At 37.9% G+C, this 18,906-nt stretch carries 20 protein-coding genes; 1 reads left to right on the forward strand and 19 read right to left on the reverse strand.

Annotated elements, in window-relative coordinates:
- Positions 1-17: 17 nt before the first annotated feature.
- The 11 genes from rnc to GZA11_RS03160 form a co-directional block, all read right to left on the reverse strand.
- The gene (rnc, locus tag GZA11_RS03110; RefSeq protein ID WP_163182838.1) at positions 18-755 is read right to left on the reverse strand and encodes a ribonuclease III; all 738 of its coding nucleotides are present in this window, start codon (positions 753-755) and stop codon (positions 18-20) included.
- A 158-nt stretch (positions 756-913) separates the two neighbouring features.
- Positions 914-1,150, reverse strand: a complete 237-nt coding sequence (gene acpP / locus GZA11_RS03115; RefSeq protein WP_038541056.1) for an acyl carrier protein — start codon at positions 1,148-1,150, stop codon at positions 914-916.
- Between the two features lie 83 nt (positions 1,151-1,233).
- The gene (gene fabG, locus GZA11_RS03120; RefSeq protein WP_163182840.1) at positions 1,234-1,977 is read right to left on the reverse strand and encodes a 3-oxoacyl-[acyl-carrier-protein] reductase; all 744 of its coding nucleotides are present in this window, start codon (positions 1,975-1,977) and stop codon (positions 1,234-1,236) included.
- Entirely contained in the window at positions 1,974-2,921 is a 948-nt protein-coding gene (fabD, locus tag GZA11_RS03125) for an ACP S-malonyltransferase (RefSeq protein ID WP_038541050.1), read from the reverse strand. The genes fabG and fabD overlap by 4 nt, the downstream gene beginning before the upstream one ends.
- A 13-nt stretch (positions 2,922-2,934) precedes the next feature.
- Positions 2,935-3,939 (reverse strand): phosphate acyltransferase PlsX, encoded by a 1,005-nt coding sequence (gene plsX / locus GZA11_RS03130; RefSeq protein ID WP_163182842.1) that lies wholly within the window; start codon positions 3,937-3,939, stop codon positions 2,935-2,937.
- Positions 3,923-4,519: a transcription factor FapR gene (gene fapR / locus GZA11_RS03135; RefSeq protein ID WP_038541044.1), complete on the reverse strand. Its 597-nt coding sequence runs from the start codon at positions 4,517-4,519 to the stop codon at positions 3,923-3,925. The genes plsX and fapR overlap by 17 nt, the downstream gene beginning before the upstream one ends.
- Before the next feature lie 108 nt (positions 4,520-4,627).
- Positions 4,628-6,676, reverse strand: a complete 2,049-nt coding sequence (recG, locus tag GZA11_RS03140; protein ID WP_038541042.1) for an ATP-dependent DNA helicase RecG — start codon at positions 6,674-6,676, stop codon at positions 4,628-4,630.
- Complete coding sequence (sdaAA, locus tag GZA11_RS03145; RefSeq protein WP_038541039.1) at positions 6,673-7,557, reverse strand: L-serine ammonia-lyase, iron-sulfur-dependent, subunit alpha; 885 nt, start codon at positions 7,555-7,557, stop codon at positions 6,673-6,675. Before sdaAA ends, recG begins: the two co-directional genes overlap by 4 nt.
- 27 nt (positions 7,558-7,584) lie before the next feature.
- Positions 7,585-8,247: an L-serine ammonia-lyase, iron-sulfur-dependent subunit beta gene (sdaAB, locus tag GZA11_RS03150; protein WP_038541036.1), complete on the reverse strand. Its 663-nt coding sequence runs from the start codon at positions 8,245-8,247 to the stop codon at positions 7,585-7,587.
- A gap of 223 nt (positions 8,248-8,470) precedes the next feature.
- Positions 8,471-10,153 carry a DAK2 domain-containing protein gene (locus tag GZA11_RS03155; RefSeq protein ID WP_163182844.1) on the reverse strand — a complete coding sequence of 561 codons (1,683 nt, stop codon included), beginning with the start codon at positions 10,151-10,153 and terminating at the stop codon, positions 8,471-8,473.
- Between the two features lie 15 nt (positions 10,154-10,168).
- Entirely contained in the window at positions 10,169-10,531 is a 363-nt protein-coding gene (locus tag GZA11_RS03160) for an Asp23/Gls24 family envelope stress response protein (protein ID WP_038541030.1), read from the reverse strand.
- A 281-nt stretch (positions 10,532-10,812) separates the two neighbouring features.
- On the opposite strand from GZA11_RS03160, the gene rpmB reads away from it, so the two are divergent.
- Positions 10,813-11,001, forward strand: a complete 189-nt coding sequence (gene rpmB, locus GZA11_RS03165; protein WP_038541027.1) for a 50S ribosomal protein L28 — start codon at positions 10,813-10,815, stop codon at positions 10,999-11,001.
- A 268-nt stretch (positions 11,002-11,269) separates the two neighbouring features.
- On the opposite strand, the gene spoVM is transcribed toward rpmB, so the two are convergent.
- From spoVM to rsmB, 8 genes are all read right to left on the reverse strand, one after another.
- Positions 11,270-11,353: a stage V sporulation protein SpoVM gene (spoVM, locus tag GZA11_RS03170; protein ID WP_038541024.1), complete on the reverse strand. Its 84-nt coding sequence runs from the start codon at positions 11,351-11,353 to the stop codon at positions 11,270-11,272.
- A gap of 110 nt (positions 11,354-11,463) precedes the next feature.
- A complete protein-coding gene (locus GZA11_RS03175; protein WP_038541022.1) occupies positions 11,464-12,111 on the reverse strand; it encodes a thiamine diphosphokinase in 648 nt (215 codons plus the stop codon).
- A gap of 51 nt (positions 12,112-12,162) precedes the next feature.
- On the reverse strand, positions 12,163-12,807 hold the full coding sequence (rpe, locus tag GZA11_RS03180; RefSeq protein WP_038541019.1) for a ribulose-phosphate 3-epimerase: 645 nt from the start codon (positions 12,805-12,807) through the stop codon (positions 12,163-12,165).
- 6 nt (positions 12,808-12,813) lie between these two features.
- Entirely contained in the window at positions 12,814-13,695 is an 882-nt protein-coding gene (rsgA, locus tag GZA11_RS03185; RefSeq protein WP_038541016.1) for a ribosome small subunit-dependent GTPase A, read from the reverse strand.
- Between the two features lie 35 nt (positions 13,696-13,730).
- Positions 13,731-15,704 (reverse strand): Stk1 family PASTA domain-containing Ser/Thr kinase, encoded by a 1,974-nt coding sequence (gene pknB / locus GZA11_RS03190; RefSeq protein ID WP_038541013.1) that lies wholly within the window; start codon positions 15,702-15,704, stop codon positions 13,731-13,733.
- Complete coding sequence (locus tag GZA11_RS03195) at positions 15,701-16,456, reverse strand: Stp1/IreP family PP2C-type Ser/Thr phosphatase (RefSeq protein ID WP_163182845.1); 756 nt, start codon at positions 16,454-16,456, stop codon at positions 15,701-15,703. Before GZA11_RS03195 ends, pknB begins: the two co-directional genes overlap by 4 nt.
- 4 nt (positions 16,457-16,460) lie before the next feature.
- Positions 16,461-17,537, reverse strand: a complete 1,077-nt coding sequence (gene rlmN, locus GZA11_RS03200) for a 23S rRNA (adenine(2503)-C(2))-methyltransferase RlmN (RefSeq protein WP_163182884.1) — start codon at positions 17,535-17,537, stop codon at positions 16,461-16,463.
- 15 nt (positions 17,538-17,552) lie between these two features.
- Complete coding sequence (gene rsmB, locus GZA11_RS03205; RefSeq protein WP_163182846.1) at positions 17,553-18,905, reverse strand: 16S rRNA (cytosine(967)-C(5))-methyltransferase RsmB; 1,353 nt, start codon at positions 18,903-18,905, stop codon at positions 17,553-17,555.
- Position 18,906: the final 1 nt, after the last annotated feature.

Below are 18,906 nucleotides of genomic sequence, written 5' to 3' on the forward strand. Positions count from 1 at the left end.
CCTAAACATTTGTTATACTAAGATGTTTTTGATTTCAGCACTTCCAACGCCATTTGAGCAGCATGTTGCTCTGCTTCTTTCTTCGATTTACCAGTTCCAATACCAAGTTCTTCCCCATTCAAAGTAACCCTAGAAACAAACTCTTTATTATGTGCCGGACCCCTTTCTTGAAGAATCCGATATTCGATGACTCCAGTTCCATCCCGTTGAATGAGTTCCTGCAATTGGCTTTTAAAATCCATCACATGAGAAAAAGCACCGGCATCTATTTTTGGAAAAACATATTTTTCTAAAAATTGGATGACTATTTCAATTCCTTTGTCTAAATAAAGAGCCCCGATGAACGCTTCAAACACATCAGCCAAGAGGGCTGGGCGTTCCCTTCCACCTGTCATCTCTTCTCCTTTACCGAGCAAGATTAGTTTTCCAAAGCCGAGCTCACCAGCAAATGTGACAAGTGAAGGCTCACAAACAACAGCAGCTCTTAACTTGGTTAACTCTCCTTCTGTCATAGTAGGATATTTTTTAAAAAGAAATTGTGAAATAGTCAATTCGAGAACAGCGTCTCCCAAAAATTCGAGCCTTTCATTGTCTTCAAAAGGCTTTCTACGATGCTCATTCACATAGGATGAATGGGTAAATGCTTGTCTTAATAATTTTTCATTATTAAACTTAATTCCAATGGAATTTTGAAATTCTTTAAATTTTTCGTTTGCGCTATTATAAAAATCCTTTTCCTTTCCATTTCTGCGCATTGTATTCTCCACCTTGTAACTAAATTATACAACTCATAATGCTAGTTTACGTTTATTGATATTAAAACGCAAAGAAACCTGGCCAAAAACTTGCCAAGTTCTATCATACAAAATAAAGCTCCGTTTGAAAACGGAGCTTTTTTAGAATTCCAACAAGATTACTTCTGGCTTTCTATGTAATTCACAGCATCACCAACAGTAGTGATTTTCTCTGCATCCTCGTCGGAAATTTCCATTTCAAATTCATCTTCTAATTCCATAACTAGCTCTACTACGTCTAGGGAATCAGCACCAAGATCCTCTTTAAATGAAGCTTCAAGTGTAACTTGAGACTCATCTACACCTAAGCGATCAACAATAATTTTAGTAACACGTGCTAAAGTATCTGCTGCCATGCTTGCTCACCTCCCCTCAAGCTATTATAGAGGATTTTGTCGAAAATTACACCTACATACTAAAAATTTTCCTACATGTCCTGTTACATAACCATTCCGCCATCAATATGAATGGTTTGCCCTGTGATATAAGCTGCATCATCAGAAGCTAGAAATGCAGCAGCTTTGGCAATATCTTTCGGCTCTCCAAGGCGGGCCAATGGAATTTGCTTTAACATTTCACTTCTTACATCTTCAGGCAATTTATCTGTCATATCGGTAGTAATAAAACCAGGTGCAATGGCATTTACTGTAATGTTTCGTGATGCCAATTCTTTTGCCGTTGTTTTTGTCAAGCCAATTACCCCAGCTTTAGCTGCCACATAGTTAGCCTGTCCCACATTACCACTTACTCCTACAATAGAGGAAATATTAATAATCCTACCGGAACGCTGCTTCATCATTTGACGTGTAACAGCCTTAGTTACGAGGAAGACTCCTTTTAAGTTAATATTAATAACATCGTTCCATTCTTCCTCTTTCATTCTCATTAATAAATTATCCCTAGTAATCCCAGCATTATTAACAAGAATATCCAAACGGCCAAAACGATCTATTACAGCTTTTACCATTTCAGCAACTTCTTCAGAATTTGCAACATTACATTTGATGGCAAAAGCATCTTGTCCAAGAGATTTTATTTCATCAACAACTTCGCCTGCTTTAGCCTCACTACCTGAAAAATTGACAGCTACATTTGCACCTTGTCTAGCCAATTCAAGGGCAATTTCTCTTCCGATTCCACGAGATGCCCCCGTAACAAGGGCAATTTTCCCTGCTAAATTCATTGTTTATCCTCCTTAAGTGCTTCCATTACTGCAAGAGAGCTTTCCTGGTCTGATACGGAAAATACTTTTACCGTTTTATCAATCTTTTTAATTAGGCCAGAAAGGACTTTTCCAGGACCAATTTCAATAAATGTATCTACACCAAGAGAAATCATTGTTTTGACAGAGTCTTCCCATAATACAGGAGAATATAACTGCTCGATTAGTTTTTCTTTTATTTCTGTAGCAGAAGAAACTGGCTCAGCAGTAACATTTATCACTACTGGAACCTTTGCATCCTTCAGTTCTATTCCGTCCAACACTTGAAGAAGCTTATCAGCTGCCGGCTTCATTAAAGGGGAATGGAATGGTCCACTTACCTCCAATGGCAACACTCTTTTCGCACCAGCCTCTTTCGCTTTCAATCCTGCTAATTCAACACCCTTTTTTGATCCAGAAATAACAATCTGTCCAGGACAATTTAAATTGGCAAGAGAAACCGGAAACCCAGATTCTGTAACCTCATTCGTTATGCGGAAAAGAGGCTCTCTGTCAAGTCCTAGTACGGCTGCCATTGACCCTTGACCATTAGGAACTGCATTTTCCATAAATTCTCCTCTTTTTCGAACAGCATAGACCCCATCCTCAAAGGAAAGAACACCTGCTGCAACTAGTGCTGTATATTCTCCTAGGCTATGACCAGCAACATAATCGGGTTGAATACCTGACTTTTGAAAATAGCTCAAAATGGCAATGCTAGTTGTTAATAATGCAGGTTGTGTGTTAAATGTTTGTGTTAGCTCTTCCTTCGGACCGTTAAAAATCAAATTACTTAACGGATATTCTAACTTTTCATCTGCCTTTTGAAAATAGCTCATTACTTCCGGATACTGATCTGCAAGGTCTTTGCCCATACCAACAGATTGTGATCCTTGTCCGGGAAATACAAAAGCTAATTTACCCATTGTGATTTCCTCCTTATTGGATTAATCGTTCAGAAGTGGATTTTTCAATGGTTTCTTTAATCAGACTTATCACGTCATTCGCAACCATATCCCTGGTTTGCCGGATTGCACTATAAATGGCCTGGGCATTTGATGATCCGTGTGCTTTAATAACCGGAGCTTTTAACCCAAACAATCCTGCTCCCCCATACTCTGAATAATCCAGCTTATTTTTTAATCGCATTAAATTTGGCTTAAGCACTGCAGTTGCAAGCTTACTTGTAAAATTACTCATTAATGTTGACTTAAGCATTTTAAACATAGATATTGCAGTACCTTCAATCGATTTTAATACCATATTGCCAGTAAATCCATCGGTTACCACAACATCTGCTACACCATCAAGTAAATCACGTGCTTCCACATTGCCAACAAAATTTATTGGAGCATTTTTTAAAAGGTCAAATGCTTGTTTTGTCAACTCATTTCCTTTCTTTTCTTCAGTACCAATATTTAAAAGACCAACACGTGGTTCCTTAATGCCTCTAACTTTTTCACTATATATGGAGCCCATGATCGCATATTGCAACAAATGCTCTGGCTTGGCATCAGCATTGGCACCAACATCCATCAGTATAAAACCTTCCCCACCAATAGTAGGTAATGTTGGGGCGAGTGCTGGCCGGTCGATTCCCTCAATTCTACCTACTACAAAAAGTCCAGCCGCCATTAGAGCACCTGTATTTCCTGCAGATAGACATGCATCTGCCAGACCATCTGTAACCTGCTGTGCTGCAAGTACCATTGAAGCATTTTTTTTACGACGGACAGCCCTCACTGGTTCATCCGTTCCTAAAATTACTTCTGTTGTATGTATGATTGAAATTCTGTCGTGACCTGCAAATGTTTCTTTGATTTTCGTTTCGTCACCAACAAGGGTTATATATAAATCAGGAAATTCCTCTACCGCTTTCAACGCGCCTAAAACAATTTCCTTTGGAGCATGATCTCCGCCCATTGCATCAATCGCAAGCTTCATTAGTCTCATCCTTTAACCGAAATTTCGAACGGTACATATCAAATTCTCCGGTAAATACAAGTTCATTATTTACAAAACTCGAAACCTGCACTAATGTTCTACCGGTACTTTCATCAATTTTCATAACCTTAGCTTTTGCAATAACTCGTTCATTCAATTTAACAGATCGTTTAAATTGAATATTTGCTTTTGTCGTTAATGCTAGCTCATCATTTATAACAGCAACAGCCAAGGAATTGGCTTGTGCAAAAACATAATGTCCACGAGCGATGCCATTCCGTTTAAAAACATGCTCTTTCTTTACCTCAAAAATAGAAATCGCACTTTTATCTAATTCCATATCAATGATTTCTCCAATAACCTCTTCAAGAGGTAAAGAGCGGACTTCATCTTCAAATCTTTTTTCCGCAACGTTTTTTATCCGTTCCCGCAATTCAGGTATCGATAATTCTAATCGGTCTAATCGAATGGTTTGAACACTCACCTGAAATTTTTCAGCCAGCTCTTCATCCGTTATAAAGGGGTTATCATTTATAGTTGCAGTCAATAATTGCTGGCGTTCCTTTTTGCTTCTTCTCATTTTTCTCACACACCATCCGAAACTTATGACTAGGTACTAGTAGTAGTATATAATTTAAAAAAGCAGATTGCAAGGATAAGTTTTTATCTTGCAAATCTGCTTTTTTCATTAATCTAGTTTCTCGCCTTCAAGAACACCAGATTGTTCAAGTTGTTTTCTTAAATTGGCATACTCAGGAGATGTCCAGAATGCTTCAGATTGGATCAGTTTGGCCGCATCACTTCTTGCCGTTTCTAAGGCACGATAATCATGCACCATGTCGGCAACCTTAAATTCTGGAATTCCGCTTTGTTTTTTACCAAAAAAGTCACCAGGTCCTCTTAATTCCAAATCCTTTTCACTTAAAACAAAACCATCATTGGTTTCTGTCATAATTCTCATTCTTTCTTGACCTGTTTCTGATTTAGGACTGGCGAGCAAAATACAATATGACTGTTCACTTCCCCGGCCTACACGTCCACGCAGTTGGTGAAGCTGAGATAAACCAAATCTCTCTGCATCATAAATAACCATGACTGTTGCATTTGGAACGTTTACTCCCACTTCAACCACAGTAGTTGATACGAGCACTTGAATTTTGTTTTCACTAAATGCCTTCATTACTGACTCTTTTTCCTCTGGGTTTAATCTTCCATGTAATAGACCAACTTGAAATCGGTTAGCAAAATAATGGGTTAAAGATGTATGTACATCAATAGCATTTTGAACATCCAGTTTTTCTGATTCCTCAATCAGCGGACAGATGATATAAGCTTGATGACCCTTTTGCAATTCTTTTTCAACAAATGCCAAAACCCTTTCCAACATTTCCGGCTTGGCCCAGTATGTTTCAACCCTTTTTCTACCAGCAGGCATTTCGTCGATAATTGAAACATCCATTTCTCCAAAAACGGTAATCGCCAATGTGCGCGGTATCGGTGTAGCAGTCATAAATAATACGTCAGGATTTTCTCCTTTTTCCCGTAATATTCTCCGTTGCTCTACTCCGAAGCGATGCTGTTCATCAGTAATACATAGACCTAACTTTTTGAAAGAAACCTCTTCTTGAATTAATGCATGGGTACCAATAATGATTTGAATAAATCCTTCTTCCAATTCATGAAGGATTTCTTTTCGTCGCTTGCCTTTAACAGAGCTTGTGAGCAACTCACATCTGACTCCAAATGGTTCTAAGAGAGATTTTAGTGATTTAGCATGCTGTTCAGCCAAAATTTCAGTAGGTACCATTAATGCACCTTGGTATCCAGCTGTTACACTTGCATATAATGCGATGGCTGCAACAACCGTCTTCCCTGATCCAACATCTCCTTGAAGTAAACGGTTCATTCTGTATAGGGATTTTAAGTCGGTTAACACTTCATTAACCACTCGTTTTTGTGCATTTGTCAATGGGAAGGGAAGTTGATTGATAAAGTTTTTTAATTTTTTCAAGTCATAGTTTTGGACAATACCAGGTGAATGTTCCCTTTCAAACTTCCTTAATGCTTGCATTTTTAATTGGAACAAAAGAAATTCCTCATAAACAAAACGCCTTCTGGCCTGTTTTACCTCTTCTTGACTTTTTGGAAAATGCATCAATTTTATGGCATCAGCTCTATTCAATAATCGATATTTTTGTAGTAGAGAGGCGGGCAGTGATTCTTCAATAAATTGACTATATTGTTGTATCGCTAATTGAATAAATTTCCTCATACCTCTACTCGTTAATTTACCTCTTATTGAATATACCGGCTCAAAAACATCTTGTTTCGTGTTGGGACCAATCTGACATTCACTTGCCGTGATTGTTTGCCTATGTGCATCCCATTTTCCTGTTACGGTAATTGTATTATTCATGTGTATTTTATTTTTTAAATAGGGCTGGTTAAAAAAAACTACTTTAATCAAATAATTTCCAACTAATAAACGAATAGTCAGCTTTGATTTTTTTCTTCCATAATAGGCAAGAGAAGGCTCACTGTGAACCTTCCCCTCCACTGTTACTTTTTCTTCATGTTTAACCTCGGTTAAATCACGTAGACTGTAATCCTCATAACGATAGGGGAAATACTCCAATAAATCCCCGATCGTAAAGATTTTCATCTCCGATAATAACTCAGCTGTTTCTTTCCCAATACCTTTCAATATCGTTACTGGTTGGCTTAATTCTAAATTCACTTTTCGTTTAGCGGCATCCCAAAGATCTTCGCTTCGAGTTCCCGACCAGTCGGTGTGGCCGCTAGTCCTCCTTGCGCTGTTTCTTTTAATGCAGTTGGCATTGATTGTCCTATTTTAAACATGGCATCAATGACTTCATCACATGGTATACGACTTTTTATTCCTGCCAAGGCCATATCTGCTGCAACCATGGCATTAGCAGCTCCCATTGCATTCCTTTTTACACAAGGCACTTCAACCAACCCTGCAACAGGGTCGCAGACTAGACCAAGCATATTTTTTAACGTAATAGCCATCGCTTCAGCACATTGCTCTGGCGTACCTCCAGCCATTTCAACAATTGCTGCTGCCGCCATACCAGCCGCTGATCCTACCTCTGCTTGACAACCTCCAGCAGCCCCTGAGATTGAAGCATTATTGGCCACTACAAATCCAAATGCACCGGCAGTAAATAAGAACGAAATCATTTGATCCCTAGTAGGATTAAGCTTATTCTTTACAGCAAATAAGGTCCCAGGCACGACACCAGCGGACCCTGCAGTTGGTGTTGCACAGATAGTTCCCATGGCTGCATTTACTTCATTAGTTGCAACCGCTTTACTTACTGCATCAAGAATAGTTTCACCCGATAAAAAATTACCTTTTTCAATATACTTTTGCAAAAGAACAGCATCTCCGCCTGTAAGACCTGAATGGGAAGTTACTCCTTTGATCCCCCGTTCAACCGCATCTTCCATCACTTTTAAGTTTCGATCCATCTGATTTATGATTTCTTCCCTTGACCGGCCTGTAACAGAAACTTCCTGCTCGATCATGATTTCCGAGATTTTTTTATTTTGGCTGTTTGCCAGCTCCACTAGTTCAGCTACATTGCGAAACATGTTGTCAATCTCCTTTTTCTTTGATGTTTAATCAACTATCTTTGTTACCTTTAGTATATTCGGTAGTTCTTCTAGTTCCTTAATAATATTATCATCAATATTCTGGTCTACTTCGATGGTCATAAGAGCCATTTTCCCTTTCTCCTTACGTGAAACCTCCATATGACCGATATTAATTTCATATTTGGCAAGAGTATTAGCGACACTAGCAATAGCACCAAAGCGGTCATTATGAACAACGAGAATAGCAGGATGATTACCTGATAGCTTTAATTCAAATCCATTAAGTTCGGTTATTTCAATTTTGCCTCCGCCAATCGAAATACCTACTAATTCAAGTTCTCCATTATGATCTCCAATAATTATTCTTGCTGTATTCGGATGGTCTGGAACCGCATCCTCTTCAATAAAACGGATCTTAATTCCACGTTCTTTCGCTATATCAATTGCATGGATGATTCTTTCGTCATCCGTATCAAAATCGAGTAGTCCCCCTACAATCGCAACATCTGTCCCATGTCCTTTATAAGTTTGAGCAAAAGAACCATAAAACGAGATATTGGCCCATTTTGGCTCTCTTCCAAATAAACTTCTTGCTACACGGCCAATTCTTGCAGCCCCTGCAGTATGTGAACTAGATGGGCCGATCATGACAGGACCGATAATATCGAATACACTTCTATATTTCAAAGCAATCTCTCCCTTTGCCGGATTTCTATTGTTTACTTACAGTATACTATTTTGTATGTTCCATTGTCCCATAAAAGCGCATACACCCAGCTCATCAGCATACGCCTTCCTACCAAGTCGAACACGTCTTGATAGGCTCCATTGTGTTGCGCCTTCATAGGTGAAAAAGGAACACGAAAAAAGAAGGGACGTCCGAAGACTCCCCTTCTATTTTAGCCGTTCCCTATTCAATTGAAAAGATATAAGAATATATTGGTTGATTTCCATTATGGACTTCAATTTCAACACCGGCATAGTTTTCTTCAACAAATTCAGTTAATTTGGTAACTTCTTCCCAAGAAACATCCTCGCCATATAGAATTGTCAGGATTTCAGATCCTTCATCCAATAATTTCGTAAGAAGTTCTTCGGCTGCTTTTCCTTTATCTTTGTTTTTTACAACAATTTTTCCTTCTGCAATACCCATGAAATCATCTTTTTCAATTTCAAGTCCATCAATTTGTGTATCACGAACTGCAAAGGTAACTTGTCCTGTTTTTACATGACTTAATGCATCCCTCATGGCTTCTTCATTTGACTGAACATCAGTGGAAGGATTGAATGCAAGTAGGGCAGAAAGTCCTTGTGGTACTGATTTTGACGGTATTACATAAACTTCATCTTCGGACACTTCTGCAGCCTGCTCAGCAGCCATAATGATATTTTTATTATTTGGTAAAATAAACACTTTCTTCGCATTTACTTTTTTTATCGCATTGACAATGTCCTCGGTACTTGGATTCATCGTTTGTCCACCTTCAATGACTTCATGGGCGCCGATACTTTTAAATAATTCAGCTATCCCTGAACCCATTGAAACAGTCACAATCCCATATTCCTGTTTCTCACTTGATGTTCTAGGATGATCTGTCACTAAAGGCGTTTTGGTTTCACCCACAATATTGGTATGCTGCTGACGCATATTTTCAATTTTAATATTAATTAAGCTACCGTAGCGTTGTCCGTAGGTCAAAACCTCTCCAGGTTGTTCTGAATGAATATGTACCTTTACAACATCATCATCCGAAATAACCAATAAAGAGTCTCCAAATTGACTTAAGTCATTACGAAATTCTTTTTCATTAAACGGATACTTTTTAATTTTATCTTCTTCGAACTTCACCATAAATTCCGTGCAATAACCAAAGACAATATCCTCTGTATTCATATGACTTTGTGCACTTTTATGATGCTCCGCACTTACTAATTCATCCATCAAAGGGAGAGAATCTGGTGAATCCGGAAGTTTTTCGCCTTTTAGCTCAGCAAGAAAACCTTCGTAAACACAAACAAGTCCTTGGCCTCCACTATCAACAACTCCGACTTCCTTTAAAACAGGGAGTAAATCTGGTGTCCTTTTTAATGAAGCTTTTGCTTCCTTTAATACTTCTTCCATAACCAAAACAATATCATTTGTTTGGTTTGCTACTTGAACACCTCTTTTTGCAGCGTCTTTTGCAACTGTTAAGATTGTTCCCTCTACAGGTTTCATAACGGCTTTATAAGCTGTTTCTACTCCCGCTTCAAGTGCAGCCGCAAATTCTTTGGCATCTACTTTCCCTTTACTTTCAATAGATTTTGAAAATCCACGGAACAATTGTGATAGGATGACACCGGAATTTCCGCGCGCTCCCATTAACAAGCCTTTAGAAAGGGAAACCCCCACTTTTCCTATATGTTCTTGAACATTCTTTTTTACTTCTTTTGCCCCGGAAGTCATGGATAAGTTCATATTTGTTCCAGTATCACCATCCGGCACTGGAAAAACGTTTAGCGCATCAACCATCTTTGCATTTGCTGCCAAATGATTGGCACCTTGGATGACCATCTCGGCAAAACGTTTTCCATCTAAAGCAGTAATTGACACAAACTTTCCTCCTCACTACGGGGTCGTTACACGAACTCCCTGAACGTAAATATTAACCGAGTCAACGGCAAGTCCGACTGTTTTATCAAGGGTGTATTTTACTTTCGATTGCACGTTGTGGGCAATTTCGGAAATTTTCGTTCCATAGCTGACAATAATGTACATATCAATATGTATTGCTTCATTATCCTGGCGGACGATAACTCCACGGGTAAAATTTTCTTTTCTTAGAATTTCAGTGATTCCGTCTTTGATTTGATTCTTAGAGGCCATGCCGACAATTCCATAACATTCGACCGCTGCACCTCCAGCTATGGTGGCGATTACTTCATTTGAAATATCAATTTGACCGTACTTGGTTTGTAATTCGATGGACATGAATCGTTCCCCCTGTTATTTGATTGCTCCTTGACTACAGTCAATTTTACTATAGCAATTCAAATAAAGGAAGTCATACTTGCCTTTACTATAAGAGCATTTATACACTATTAATGTCAAGGATTTTTTCTTGAAACACAACTATTGCAATCATATAAGTTGTGTGATAAATTATTAAAGTATCTTAAGACTAGAAAATTTGGCTATGCCATTTTTCTATAATCAAATGAAAAAATTGTAAAGATTGGTATAGCTTTTGATAGTTAAGGAGGGAAATCATTATGCCACGTAAATGTGTTATAACTGGAAAGAAAACTTCCACTGGTAACGCACGTTCTCACGCTATGAACGCAAATAAGCGTACATGGGGTGCTAACCTACAAAAAGTACGTATTCTTGTTGATGGAAAGCCAAAGCGTGTATGGGTTTCAGCAAGAGCTTTAAAATCTGGTAAAGTTGAACGCGTTTAAAAAATCAGAGCATCCATTAGTGGGTGCTCTTTTTTTCGCAAACCTTCTCAATCAAATTGTTCCTGACCATTATTCTTTTTTCGAACATAAATTTATATTCATTTGAATCGATATTTTATTTTAGAACGATTTTTTTCATAAAAAAATCCCTCCTATGAGACATTATAAGCTTTTTCCTAACTGTCTACACAAGAAGGATTGTGTTTTTTATTAATTGCTCTTTACTTATGAGATAAATAGGAGCATTTTAGAACATTTATTACCATATTTATTCGTTCTTCTTAAACACACCAATCATCGCACGGACAATTCCGCCTAAAAACTTTGGCAGTTTAATCGTATAAAATTTCATACTGTCCCTCCTCACAAATCTCACGTCTCTAATCTTATTCATTCAAACTAATTACTAGCCCTTACCATAATATTCGAGGAAACGAAATCAGTACCAATTAGAAAGTCCAATTAATCATCACTTCTTATCACTATTAATATGCCATCAGAAAATGAAAAAGTACCATGATCACTAATAAGTTCATTACTTATACATAGTGTGGAGCCTAGTGAAATATGCCGATTTTCTAAAGGATATTTAAAGCCCTTAAGCGTGAGATTTGAGACAGTAAGTGTAAGAGGAACAAATGATACGTATTTTTTTTCTTTTAATTTATGAATCTTATATTTTCCCGGTCCTTTTAAAAATACAATATTGTGGCGATCGATTAAATTAATTTCAATTTCTTTGTTTTCTTTTAGAGAAGGAACGAGTAGTTGAATATTGGCTAAAAGATGATCAAGTCTTCCCCCAGTCGCTCCAAAGATTCTAATCATTTTTGGATTTTGAGCTAGTGCCCAATTTAGGGCAAGTTCCATGTCTGTCTCGTCTTTTTCAGGTTTAAACCGTTTTATTTCTGTTCCAATACTCTCAATAAATGCCATTTCTTCCTTTGAAATAGAATCAAAATCTCCAAATGCGATGACAGGTTTTATACTATTTTGTAATAAATTAAATACTCCTCGGTCAACACCAACCCAAACAACATTTTGATCCGTATATTCGGTTAAATCCGGTAGAAGGTCCTTAGGCCCCCCTGCAAGAATATGAATGATCATATGTAAAACTCCTTCTCTATAGGCAAAAAGCCGGGTCATTACCCCAGCTAATTATCCTCTAATTAATGAGATGGCCTCATGATAATCCTCTTGATTGTATATCGCTGAGCCAGCTACTAAAACAGTAGCACCTGCTTCGATACATTGTTTTGCAGTCTCAGGATTTACTCCGCCATCCACTTCGATTTCAATTGTTAAACCTTTACTCTCGGCTAATTCTTTCACCTTCTTAATTTTCGGAAGAACTTCAGGGATAAATTTCTGTCCTCCAAAGCCAGGATTTACGGTCATTAAGAGAACCATATCGACTTCCCCAATGATATGCTGAATCGATTCCACCGGGGTTGCTGGGTTTAATACCACCCCCGCTTTGACCCCAAATGATTTAATGTTTTGGATCGTTCGATGAAGATGGCGGCATGCTTCTACATGAACAGTAATATAATCCGCTCCAGCTTTCGCAAAAGCTTCAATATATTGGTCTGGATTTTCAATCATTAAATGAACATCTAAAGGTAGTTTTGTAATGGGGCGAATGGACTCAACAATTAAAGGACCAATCGTTATATTCGGCACAAAATGTCCATCCATCACGTCCACATGGATATAATCCGCCCCTGCTTTTTCAACTGTTAAAATTTCTTCCCCTAATTTTGAAAAATCAGCTGATAGAATAGATGGTGCAATTTTAACCATAATTGTTTAATACCTCGGCTTTCTATCTTTAATTTCCTGCAGGAAATTCACATAATGTTCATAACGATAGGAGGGAATCACGCCTGACTCCACCCCTTGTTTTACTCCGCATTTTGGTTCATGTATATGAAGACAGCCGCGGAATTTACAATTTTCACTTGCCTTTAACAATTCCGGAAAACAAGCAGTTAAATCCTCCGCATTTATATTGGTAAAATCTAATGAACTAAAGCCCGGTGTATCTGCTACTAATCCATTTCCGATAGAAATTAATTCTACATGCCTTGTAGTGTGCTTCCCTCTGCCCAAATGAGAGGAGATATCATTTGTTTTTAAATCAAGATCAGGTCGAAGGACATTCAGTAATGAAGATTTCCCCACACCTGACTGCCCTGCAAAAACAGAGATTTTATTTTCTAAAAGTGGAATTAACTGTTCAATACCTGTTTCTGTTTCAGAAGAGGTTAACATAACCTTATATCCTGCTGCGCGATATTGATCAGCATACTTCGATATCATTTCCATTTGTTCTTCATTTGTTAAGTCCATTTTGGAAATGCAAATAATGGGTTCGATATGGTTAAATTCAACTAAAACAAGAAAGCGGTCTAATAGGGCTGTACTAAAATCAGGTTTTACTGCAGAAAACACGAGAATTGCTTGATCGACATTAGCAATAGGAGGACGAACAAGTTCATTTTTCCGATCCTTTATTTCTAAAATATAGCCCTCCTGTTCATTTTCTGCTTGAAAGACTACCTCATCCCCAACAAGAGGTGTAATTTTATTTTTTCTAAATACTCCTCTACCACGACATTGGATTAATTGATCATTATGAAGTACATAATAAAAACCACTTAATGCTTTAACAATTTTCCCTTCAGGCATAGCAACCCTCCTTGAGTTTTGTTTCGCATAAAGGTTTACTCCGTATCATCATAATTAATGACTTCTTCCGCAATTACTTTGGAATCTCTAATCACCTTGTATCCGGCTTTCTTTCCATAAGGAATTATCAGCTTAATTTGTTTTCTTGTTGTTTCTGTTATAAAAAATGTTTCTGCCGGTTCCGTCATACTGTGATTCAAATCGTCGATATAAATAATAACCTCTTGCTGTTGTCCCGGTTCACCAGGTACAGGTGGCTCGTAATCAATCGTTATTTCTTTCGTAATTTCTTTAGGTGGTTTTTCTTCTTTTCCCTTTGATATCACGACTGTTACCTTGTCACCCTTATTTAGTTCTGTCCCCGGTTCAGGCGATTGAGAAATAATCATGCCTTGTGGGATGGTATCATGATATACCTCTTGCGATACAGATAATTCTAATCCCTCCGAAAAAGCATAGTCTTGAGCACCCTTTAAATTGTATTGAGTCAAGTCCCTAAGAATAATTTTTTCCGGCCCTTTACTAACCTCAAATTCTAAATCCGTTTCTTCCGGAATTACCTTTTCCCCTGGGGAAGGACTTTGACTTATTATCGTTCCAGGCGCACTCTCATCATGGATCTCCGTAACTTCTATATTCTTGAAGTTTTCCTTTTCTAATATACGAAGTACATCCTCATATTGTTGCCCTGTATAATCGGATAGTTCGAATTCTTCTTTTCCTAAACTAATATAAAGGGTAATCTTCGCATTTTCCTTCACGGTTGTACCGGCTTTAGGATCGGTTTTAATAACCAGGCCTTTATCAATATTCTCATCGTTTATTTCTATTTTTTTACCAACGTCTAGACCTTCAAGTTTTAACTTTGAGACCGCGTCTCCTTCATTCATCCCTGAAACATCAGGAATTTTAATTTCTTTTGCTGAGAAGAATTCAGGTAATAACAGTGCAGAGAGGCCTATTAGCACAATTAAAAATATAGATGCCAAAACAATGGGCCATTTTTTTCTTTTTTTCTTGACACTTTTTTCTTTTTTCTCATTATTTTCAGGTGAATCACTTATTTTTTCACTACTGTGTACAATAGTTTGATCAAGATTTTTTAATGGTTTGTCATCTGTAATAACCGGTATAGCCTTTGTTGCTTCATCATCTACAGGGATCACAAACTTTGGTTCATTGATTCTCTCCGGGTCAAGAGCTGTTGATAAATCTTCTTCCATTTCTTCCACGCTATTGTAGCGATGGAATGGATCTTTTGCGGTTGCTTTTAAAACGATGTTCTCTACACTTTGTGGTATATTGGGATTCCATCTTCTAACAGAAGGTGTTTCCGATTGAAGATGTTTTAGCGCAATAGAAACCGCAGATTCACCTGAAAATGGAAGCCTGCCGGTTAGTAACTCAAACATCACAATCCCAAGGGAATAAATATCCGATTTTCGAGTAGCCATACCTCCTCTGGCCTGCTCCGGAGAAAGGTAATGAACGGAACCTAAAACTGAATTCGTTTGAGTAATGGTTGTTGCACTTAGAGCCATGGCGATACCAAAATCAGTAATTTTCACATTCCCATTATGATCAATGAGAATGTTCTGCGGTTTAATATCACGGTGAATAATTTGATTTTGGTGAGCATGTGAAATGGCGGAGGCAAGCTCCTTCATGATCTCAAGTGCCTTTTCCACCCTGAGAGGTGAATTTTGTTGTATGTATTGTTTCAATGTTTGTCCATCAACATATTCCATGACAATATAGTAAAGATCGTTTTCTTCACCAACATCATAAATATTAACGATATTAGGGTGGGCAAGACTTGTTGCCGACTGAGCCTCTCTTCGAAACCTTCTAATAAATTCTTCATCATTAGCAAAGTCCATGCGCAGCATTTTGACAGCAACATCACGATCAAGGATCATATCATGGGCTAAGTAGACATTGGCCATCCCACCGCCGCCGATCATATCTATTATTTTATAGCGGCCACTTAATCTTTTTCCAATCATCATTCATTACCACCCTCACTGGGCTTAGAAAACTCTACAATAGTCAAAGTAATGTTATCTTCTCCACCATTTTCATTTGCGAGTGAGATCAATGTCTCTGCCCTTTGTTCAAGCCCCTCTTCTTTTAATAAAATCTCTTTCAACTCTTCTTCAGGAACTTTATTAGAAAGTCCGTCTGAACATAATAAAAGGATATCTCCTTCTTCAAAAATAACGGTTTTAATATCCATTTCCACTGTTTTTTCCGTTCCTAAAGCACGGAGTAATACATTTTTTCGCGGATGATTTTCTGCATCCTCTCTAGAAATTTGTCCACTTCGAACTAATTCATTGACTAAGGAATGGTCTTCCGTGATTTGTTTGAACCCTGATTCATTTAGTAAATACCCACGACTGTCACCGATATTCACAATCGTTGCAAAATGATTGGTTGTAATGGCTGCGACAAGTGTCGTTCCCATACCTTCACATTCCACATGTGATTTAGAATGATCAAACAATAGTTCATTTACTGCCGTTACTTGAGCTTTTAACCATTTTTCAGCATCATCGGCCGTCTTGATACCAGTTGAGGCTTCCCATTCTTTTTTTAACTTAGATACACACATTTCACTGGCGACATCTCCTGCACGATGACCGCCCATTCCATCTGCAACAACAGCCAATAGGCTTCCATCTTGATTTAGAAAGAAGCCCCCTGCATCTTCATTATGAGCGCGAACTTTCCCTCGGTCTGTTTGATATACCGCTTTCATACTATTACATCGTCTCCTCTTTTCGCTCCTTTGCACGAAGCTGTCCACAAGCTGCATCGATATCATGACCGTGCTCACGGCGAATAGTTACATTAATCCCGCGTTTTTTAAGTGTCTTTTCAAAAGCAAAAATTTGATCTCTTGGTGTTCGTACATAATCCCTTTCCGGTACATAGTTAACCGGAATAAGATTTACATGGCATTTTAGCCCCTTGATTAGATCAGCTAATTCCTCCGCATGTGCTACTGAATCATTAACGCCACCAAAGAGTCCATATTCAAAGCTAACACGACGTCCAGTCTTATCGATATAATACCTTACAGCTTTCATTAAGTCATCTAGTTTATATGCTTTATTGATTGGCATTAATCTAGTTCTGAGTTCTGTGTTCGGTGCATGTAAGGAAATTGCAAAATTAATTTGCATATTTTCGTCTGCAAATTGATAAATTTTTGGAATAATACCACTTGTAGAAACTGTAATATGACGGGCACCGATATTAAGTCCTTTATCATGGTTAATAATTTTTAAAAACGAAAGCATGTTATCATAATTATCAAAAGGTTCACCAATTCCCATGATGACTACAGAACTTACCCGTTCATTTGTTTCATCCAGCGCCTTTTGGACTTTTACAACTTGTGCCACGATTTCCCCTGCTTCCAAATGGCGTTTTAATCCTCCAAGTGTTGAGGCACAAAATGTACATCCAATTCGGCAGCCAACCTGTGTAGTGACACATACAGAGTTTCCATAATCATGACGCATAAGAACCGTTTCAATGGAATAACCATCTTGTAGCTCAAACAAGAATTTTATCGTGCCATCGGAAGATGATTGCTGAACGACCGTATTTAATGTGGTAATTTGAAAATGAGCCGCAAGCTTCTCTCTCAAGCTTTTAGATAAATTGCTCATCTCTTCGAAAGAGCCTACTCTTTTTTTATAAAGCCAGTCAAAGATTTGATCAACGCGAAATGGCTTTTCCCCTTGTTCTTTAAGCCACTCTTTTAATTCGTGTAATTCAAGGGAGTAAATAGATTTCTTTTTTTCCAATGCTGTATTCGTCCCGGTTGTCATTGATTGTTCCAAACTTTACACCTTCCTTTTTAATACTGCTATATAAAATCCGTCTGAGCCAAAGTCCTGAGGGAAGATTTGCAAATCATATCCATTAATAAGCGGCTGTACCGCCTCAGGCATCCGCTTTTTAAAAGAGTGATCACCTTCAAATTCTGGATGGTCCTGTAAAAATCGCAGTACATTTTGTTCATTTTCCTCTTTATCTATTGTACATGTGCTATAGACAAGAGTACCTCCTTTTTTAACAAGAGGCGCTACAGCACTTAAAAGATCCTGCTGAATATGACTTAACTGAAACACATCTTGTTCCTTCTTCGTATACTTCATATCCGGTTTTCTTCTCATGACCCCAAGCCCTGAACATGGAGCATCAAGCAACACTTTATCAAAAGATTCCTTTTTAAAATGACAAACTGCCTGTCTAGAGTCCATTACTATCGGTTTTACATTACTCAGTCCTAAACGAGAGGCATTTTCATTGATTAATTTTACTTTGTGTTCATGAAGATCAAGAGATATAACTTCCCCAGTATTGTTAAGCATTTCAGCAATATGAGTTGTTTTTCCTCCAGGGGCTGCACAAGCATCTAAAATCAATTCGTTTTGTTCAATGCCAAGAGCATGGGCCACTAACATAGAGCTTTCGTCCTGTATTGTTAAAAGACCTTCCTTGAATGCTTTAGAAGACGCTAAATTCCCTTTTAAAACCTTAATTGCCTCAGGGATAACAGGACTTTTCTCAATTTGGAAACCTTCCTTTTCAAGAAGTGTCACGCATTCATCGCGTGAAATTTTCGTTAAATTGACTCTTGCTGTTTGCAGAGGGGCAGTCAGATTGACCTCACACATGGCTTTTGTTTTTTCAAACCCAAATTGATCGACCCATCTTTTTACTAACCATTCTGGATGACTCGTTTCAATGGCTAGTTTTTCAATAGGGTCACTCAACTGGTCCAATGATGGTAGACCATTGCGTTGCAGATTTCTTAATACCCCATTTACTAAACCAGCAATTCCCTTATGTCCGCGTTTTTTTGCAATTTCTACCGCTTCATGAATTGCTGCTCTGTCAGGTATTTTATCAAGGTAGACCATTTGATAAAGTGTCAGCCTAAGTAAGTGGAGAACCCAATTTTCTATTTTTTTACTATTTTTGAGAAAAGGCTTTAAATAAAAGTCTAAAGCCTTTCTTCGTTGTAATGTTCCATAAATTAATTCTGTTAATAATCCCACATCTTTTTGTGGAATTTCGTTTTTCTTAATTGCATGATTTAACAGCAAATTACTGTAGGATTGATTTTTTTCAATTGTAATCAGGAGTTCTAATGCGGTTTCACGTACATTTTTTGCTTTCGTTGTGGTCATG

The organism is Neobacillus sedimentimangrovi (assembly GCF_010614825.1).
GTDB classification, from domain to species: domain Bacteria; phylum Bacillota; class Bacilli; order Bacillales; family Cytobacillaceae; genus Neobacillus; species Neobacillus thermocopriae.

What these genes read in the sequence shown, in the direction of transcription:
- rnc (WP_163182838.1), bottom strand. Translation starts at nt 755, where the DNA reads ATGCGCAGAAATGGAAAGGAAAAGGATTTTTATAATAGCGCAAACGAA.
- acpP (WP_038541056.1), bottom strand. Translation starts at nt 1,150, where the DNA reads ATGGCAGCAGATACTTTAGCACGTGTTACTAAAATTATTGTTGATCGC.
- fabG (WP_163182840.1), bottom strand. Translation starts at nt 1,977, where the DNA reads ATGAATTTAGCAGGGAAAATTGCCCTTGTTACGGGGGCATCTCGTGGA.
- fabD (WP_038541050.1), bottom strand. Translation starts at nt 2,921, where the DNA reads ATGGGTAAATTAGCTTTTGTATTTCCCGGACAAGGATCACAATCTGTT.
- plsX (WP_163182842.1), bottom strand. Translation starts at nt 3,939, where the DNA reads ATGAAGCTTGCGATTGATGCAATGGGCGGAGATCATGCTCCAAAGGAA.
- fapR (WP_038541044.1), bottom strand. Translation starts at nt 4,519, where the DNA reads ATGAGAAGAAGCAAAAAGGAACGCCAGCAATTATTGACTGCAACTATA.
- sdaAA (WP_038541039.1), bottom strand. Translation starts at nt 7,557, where the DNA reads ATGTTTCGCAATGTAGCTGAACTAGTGGAGCTGGCAAACAGCCAAAAT.
- GZA11_RS03160 (WP_038541030.1), bottom strand. Translation starts at nt 10,531, where the DNA reads ATGTCCATCGAATTACAAACCAAGTACGGTCAAATTGATATTTCAAAT.
- rpmB (WP_038541027.1), top strand. Translation starts at nt 10,813, where the DNA reads ATGCCACGTAAATGTGTTATAACTGGAAAGAAAACTTCCACTGGTAAC.
- spoVM (WP_038541024.1), bottom strand. Translation starts at nt 11,353, where the DNA reads ATGAAATTTTATACGATTAAACTGCCAAAGTTTTTAGGCGGAATTGTC.
- GZA11_RS03175 (WP_038541022.1), bottom strand. Translation starts at nt 12,111, where the DNA reads ATGATCATTCATATTCTTGCAGGGGGGCCTAAGGACCTTCTACCGGAT.
- rpe (WP_038541019.1), bottom strand. Translation starts at nt 12,807, where the DNA reads ATGGTTAAAATTGCACCATCTATTCTATCAGCTGATTTTTCAAAATTA.
- rsgA (WP_038541016.1), bottom strand. Translation starts at nt 13,695, where the DNA reads ATGCCTGAAGGGAAAATTGTTAAAGCATTAAGTGGTTTTTATTATGTA.
- pknB (WP_038541013.1), bottom strand. Translation starts at nt 15,704, where the DNA reads ATGATGATTGGAAAAAGATTAAGTGGCCGCTATAAAATAATAGATATG.
- GZA11_RS03195 (WP_163182845.1), bottom strand. Translation starts at nt 16,456, where the DNA reads ATGAAAGCGGTATATCAAACAGACCGAGGGAAAGTTCGCGCTCATAAT.
- rlmN (WP_163182884.1), bottom strand. Translation starts at nt 17,537, where the DNA reads ATGACAACCGGGACGAATACAGCATTGGAAAAAAAGAAATCTATTTAC.
- rsmB (WP_163182846.1), bottom strand. Translation starts at nt 18,905, where the DNA reads ATGACCACAACGAAAGCAAAAAATGTACGTGAAACCGCATTAGAACTC.